Genomic DNA, 2,878 nt, shown 5'->3' with positions numbered 1-2,878 from the left:
CCTTCTCCAAGAAGCGGATCGCCGTGGACGTGAAGAAGTGCCTTCAGTCCGCTATCGCGAACGCCGAGAACAACCACGGTCTGGACGTCGACGAGCTCGTCGTCGCCGAGGCCTATGTGGGCAAGAACCTTGTGATGAAGCGCGGTCGTCCCCGTGCCCGTGGCCGCTTTGGCCGCATCAACAAGCCGTTCTCGGAACTCACCATCAAGGTGCGTCAGATCGAGGAGCAAGCCTAATGGGTAACAAGACCAATCCGATCGGCATGCGTCTTCAGGTCAACCGCACCTGGGACAGCCGTTGGTACGCTGACACCAAGGATTACGGCGACCTGCTTCTGGAAGACATCGCGATCCGCGAGTTCATCCACGAAGAGTGCAAGCAGGCCGGCGTTGCGCGCGTGATCATCGAGCGTCCGCACAAGAAGTGCCGCGTGACCGTTCACACCGCACGTCCGGGTGTCATCATCGGCAAGAAAGGCGCGGACATCGAAGTCCTGCGCAAGAAGCTGGCGAAGATGACCGACAGCGAGCTGCACCTCAATATCGTCGAGGTCCGCAAGCCCGAGCTTGACGCCCGCCTCGTGGGTGAGAGCATCGCGCAGCAGCTCGAGCGTCGTGTGTCGTTCCGCCGTGCCATGAAGCGCGCGGTCCAGAACGCCATGCGCATGGGTGCCCTCGGCATCCGTGTGAACGTCGCTGGTCGTCTCGGCGGTGCCGAGATCGCCCGTACCGAGTGGTATCGCGAAGGCCGTGTGCCGCTGCACACCCTGCGCGCCGACATCGATTACTCGCACGTCGAAGCAACGACCCCCTATGGTATCATCGGGATCAAGGTCTGGATCTTCAAAGGCGAAATCATGGAGCACGACCCGGCTGCCCGCGATCGCAAGTCGCAGGAAATCCAGGACGGTCCGGCTCCGCGCGGCGCCATGGGCGGCCGTCGCTGAGGGAGTTTGACTGATGCTGCAACCGAAACGCACAAAATTCCGCAAGATGTTCAAAGGCCGGATCAAGGGTGAAGCCAAGGGCGGCTCTGATCTGAACTTTGGTCACTACGGTCTCAAGGCTCTTCAGCCCGAGCGCGTCACCGCGCGCCAGATCGAGGCAGCCCGTCGTGCCATGACGCGTCACATGAAGCGTCAGGGCCGTGTCTGGATCCGGATCTTCCCGGATACCCCGGTCACCTCGAAGCCCACCGAAGTCCGGATGGGTAAGGGTAAGGGCTCGGTCGATTACTGGGCCTGCAAGGTCAAGCCGGGCCGCGTGATGTTCGAGATCGACGGCGTTGCCGAAGATGTCGCGCGCGAAGCTCTGCGCCTTGCCGCGATGAAGCTGCCGATCAAGACCCGCGTCGTCGTTCGCGAAGACTGGTAAGATCGGGCGCTTCCGCGCTTGAGAGAAAGATCGAGACCCCCGCCGAGCGATCGGCGGGGGTCTTTTTCATTGGTGCGCTCGTTGGCAGGGGAGGGCGCTAGTGCGGGAGCACCCGTGACACTTCGCGTTCGAACCGCGCCCAGCTCATGGTGGCCTTGTTGCCGGCATAGCCGTGGTAATGCGAACGGCCGCTGGAATTCGGCAGGCCGGCCCAGATCTGCGCGAGGTTGTTCATGAACTGCGTGCGGCTGATGACACCAGCCTGCAGCTGGTTGAGACCCGCGTCGAGCAGAAGAAGGTCGGCGAGGCGGTCCTGAACCTTTGGTGAGAACCGGGTGTTGCGTGGCAAATTGGCGCGGCGGACGAGCATGCGCAGGGTGTCCGGGATGAACTGATAGCGGCCGATGGCGTGCGGCTGGCCTGGGGTGTCGGCGATCCACTGGAAGATCTGCGCCAGTGTCATGCGGGTTGGGGCCCGTGGCGGACGGGTGCGGGCGCCGTGCTGCACGGCGTCATAGCCGGCGGGGCCGGCCTCCGCGAGCGCGATGACGTTGCGCAGATGGGCAGCGGGGCCGGTGAGGGGGCCAAGCCGCAGGGGCACGGCACGGGGCGCGACGGGAGCAAAGAGCCCGCCGGCACGACGACCGGCAAAGAGGCTCGCCGGCCCTAGGCTCGCAAGCTTGGCGCCCGGGGAGCTGTGCCCCGGCGCATACGATGAGGGCCCGCTCTCCGGCCTCTCCTGCTCTCGACGCGGCGCGGAGGGCCCGAAGAGTGGCTGCCCTTGTTGCAGGAGCGGTTGTTCGCCCCCCTGCAGGGGCAGAAATGCCGCGGCAAGGCCCGGCCGGGGGGCGATCAGGATCGATAGCGCCAAAAGCGCGCGCAGGAGGGCCATTCTGACCTCGTCCGGGTTCATCGGCCAAGGTCATTGGCCTGCTTCGCCGCCGAGGGGCGGCGAAGGGGTTCGTGAGCGGTGGCCGAGCCGTTCTGGCGGCCCGACCGTCGAGAGAGTGGCCGCAGCAGACATGAAGCCATCGAGAGGCAAGCCGGGAGGACGACGCCTCGATTTGCAGGCCGTGAGTGGCATCTGGGACCTGCCTCGCAGCATGGCATCGAGCTCTTAACAAAAGCTTGCCTCTCGCCAGTTTCCGCGACTCGCGCTATGAGCGGGGCATGACCCAGATCCGCTCCCTCTTCGCGACCCGCCTCTACCGCGCCCCGCTCTCCGAGCAGGCGCCCGCCATCGATTTCGACGAGCTCGAAGCCTCGTGCTGGTCCATTGCCGAGGATGACGAGGCGGGCCAGGAATGGTGTGACGAGAACAACTACCCGGGTTACACCTCCTATGCCTCGCTGACCGACCTGCCGTGGCGCTTCCCGATCTTTGCGGCGCTGGTCGAGGCGCTCGACAAGCACGTGGCGGCCTTTGCCGAGGATCTCGAGTTCGATCTGGGCGACAAGAAGCTGGTGGTCGAGGATATCTGGATCAACATCCTGCCCGAAGGCGG

General features: G+C 64.8%; 5 protein-coding genes. 4 read left to right on the top strand and 1 reads right to left on the bottom strand.

What is annotated here, in order from left to right; all coding sequences use genetic code 11:
• The 3 genes from AC6RA4_RS24615 to rplP all read left to right on the top strand — a co-directional run.
• The coding region (locus AC6RA4_RS24615; RefSeq protein ID WP_500164818.1) for a large ribosomal subunit protein uL22 at positions 1 to 236 on the top strand (236 nt) is incomplete at its 5' end.
• Positions 236 to 946: a 30S ribosomal protein S3 gene (gene rpsC / locus AC6RA4_RS24610; protein ID WP_222601851.1), complete on the top strand. Its 711-nt coding sequence runs from the start codon at positions 236 to 238 to the stop codon at positions 944 to 946. The genes AC6RA4_RS24615 and rpsC, both read left to right, overlap by 1 nt.
• Before the next feature lie 13 nt (positions 947 to 959).
• On the top strand, positions 960 to 1,373 hold the full coding sequence (rplP, locus tag AC6RA4_RS24605; RefSeq protein ID WP_007792765.1) for a 50S ribosomal protein L16: 414 nt from the start codon (positions 960 to 962) through the stop codon (positions 1,371 to 1,373).
• 97 nt (positions 1,374 to 1,470) lie between these two features.
• Here rplP and AC6RA4_RS24600 read toward each other — a convergent pair whose 3' ends face one another.
• Positions 1,471 to 2,286, bottom strand: a complete 816-nt coding sequence (locus tag AC6RA4_RS24600; RefSeq protein ID WP_500164815.1) for a hypothetical protein — start codon at positions 2,284 to 2,286, stop codon at positions 1,471 to 1,473.
• A 257-nt stretch (positions 2,287 to 2,543) separates the two neighbouring features.
• Here AC6RA4_RS24600 and AC6RA4_RS24595 point away from each other — a divergent pair.
• The coding region (locus AC6RA4_RS24595; RefSeq protein WP_500164813.1) for a TIGR02466 family protein at positions 2,544 to 2,878 on the top strand (335 nt) is incomplete at its 3' end.

The organism is Salipiger sp. (assembly GCF_059781815.1).
The sequence above is the reverse complement of the archived record's forward strand: the minus strand, read 5'-3'. Positions and strand labels throughout refer to the sequence as shown.

Excerpts from the sequence above, each read along its gene's own strand:
- rpsC (WP_222601851.1), top strand. The coding sequence starts at position 236 with ATGGGTAACAAGACCAATCCGATCGGCATGCGTCTTCAGGTCAACCGC.
- rplP (WP_007792765.1), top strand. The coding sequence starts at position 960 with ATGCTGCAACCGAAACGCACAAAATTCCGCAAGATGTTCAAAGGCCGG.
- AC6RA4_RS24600 (WP_500164815.1), bottom strand. The coding sequence starts at position 2,286 with ATGAACCCGGACGAGGTCAGAATGGCCCTCCTGCGCGCGCTTTTGGCG.